Origin of the sequence: Thermoactinomyces intermedius (genome assembly GCF_013912365.1) — a bacterium.
Lineage (GTDB): Bacteria > Bacillota > Bacilli > Thermoactinomycetales > Thermoactinomycetaceae > Thermoactinomyces > Thermoactinomyces intermedius.
On the sequence record NZ_JACETT010000041.1, the window covers coordinates 1 to 1,676 of the forward strand.

Genomic DNA, 1,676 nt, shown 5'->3' on the forward strand with positions numbered 1-1,676 from the left:
GCTCCCCGGCCGCATTGGAATGCGTTGTTCCACCAGATTCACCGGCGGAGCTTGCGCACCAGTGCGATGGTATAACAGATAATAACCGGTTGAACCATCAAAACGAATTAACTCCGTGCCCGGCGTCTCCGCGATGCTCTCAACGTCCCAGGTTACTTCAAAGTCATCAATATAGACGGCGTCGGTCTCCCCTTCATCCTTTTGCCCGTCTTTGTCATACTCAAAAGTGACCGTGCATTGCCCCCGTTGGCTCGTCGTGATTTCGCCAGGCGTCCACTGATAATACACTCCATTGGTGATATAGTTGTGAACCAAGGCGCCATTAAAGTAAACTTTTAGGCCGTCATAACCTTCTTCGGAATCCTGGAAGTACATGTAATTGATTTTCACATTTCTTGCGTATGAAGGCACTTCGAAAACAAAGTCGATCCTGGCGTATTGGTGAACTCCTGCGATGCTTTCCATGGGTTCGCTCCGGATTGAGTACGTCCCGGTATAAGCACGATAATCCGTTTGAAGCCAACCGGTGGTGGTCCCGTCCATAGTTGATGGGTTCCTTATTGTGAAATTATCCCCGGGGAATGTTTCGAAAGAGTCTTGTATTACCCATGATTCCGTAACGTCGAACCTTATTTCCGGACGCGTTCCGTACCACATGTATTTAATCCGGCTCAACTTAACCACTCCTTACGCCGTAGCGCATTAATCACACTTTGGCCGGTCAGATCCGGGCCATAGTTGTAAACTGTGACATTGTTCACCCGGTCGTTTGATGTGCTTACTAATGCACCTGAACCCTGCTGAGGCATTGAAGCGGTTGCGAGCTGATCAGATACTCGCTGGATATTCCTGATTGCTGACTCCAGACCAAGAACAAACCCTTGGCCAGTGTCTTCACCTAACTCCATCATCACGCGGGAAGGGGAATGGATTCCAAGAGCGCTTTTAATGCGGCTTTTGATGCCGTCCGCAATCTCTTGAGCTTTTTTCAAAGCTCTATCTTTCAAGCTGCTAATTCCGTTTATCAAGCCCGATATAATGTCCTTCCCGATTTGGTATAAGTTGATCCCCTTCAAAAAGCTCACTATGGAGTTCCAAATATCAGTGACTTTCTTCTTAGCGCTGTCCATCTTGTCTTGGACTGTTTTCTTCATCGATTCCCATTTTTCACTTGCTTGAGTTTTGATATTTTCCCATGTCTGAACAAGCCAAGCTTTGATTGCGCCCCATATTTCCACTGCTTTTGCTTTGATCGTGTCCCAGTTTTGCCAAAGAGCAAACCCAATCGCAATCAAAGCAGCCAAAACACCTATAGCGATTAAGACTGTTGAAGATGCAACCCCAAACGCACCAGCCAGCAAACCTATTGTTGCTGTGATTCCGCTGATGATAGGTCCCAATATTGTTAGCACACCCAAAAAGGCCCCCACAGCTCCGACGATAACCATAATTGTTGCAGCGAGTTGGGGATTGTTTTGGATAAAATCAGCAATTTTCATCACGATGTTTGAAATCTGATCTAAAAGAGGGGAAAGGGCAGTCTGTAATTCCTGTAATGCTTGCTTGAACTTCACCACCGGATCGTTGTCTAGCTGTTGGATAGATTCATTTAGCTGCTCTTGATTCGCCTTCAAATCAACTACTTGGTTTTTTGCGCCAAGGATTGTGTCAGTGAT

Annotated in this window: 2 protein-coding genes; both read right to left on the minus strand. The window is 46.5% G+C overall.

The window, feature by feature from the left end; all coding sequences use genetic code 11:
• The coding region (locus H1R82_RS10200; protein ID WP_181821652.1) for a hypothetical protein at positions 1-543 on the minus strand (543 nt) is incomplete at its 3' end.
• A 128-nt stretch (positions 544-671) separates the two neighbouring features.
• Positions 672-1,676: phage tail protein (locus H1R82_RS10205; protein ID WP_445267832.1), on the minus strand; the 1,005-nt coding region annotated here is incomplete at its 5' end.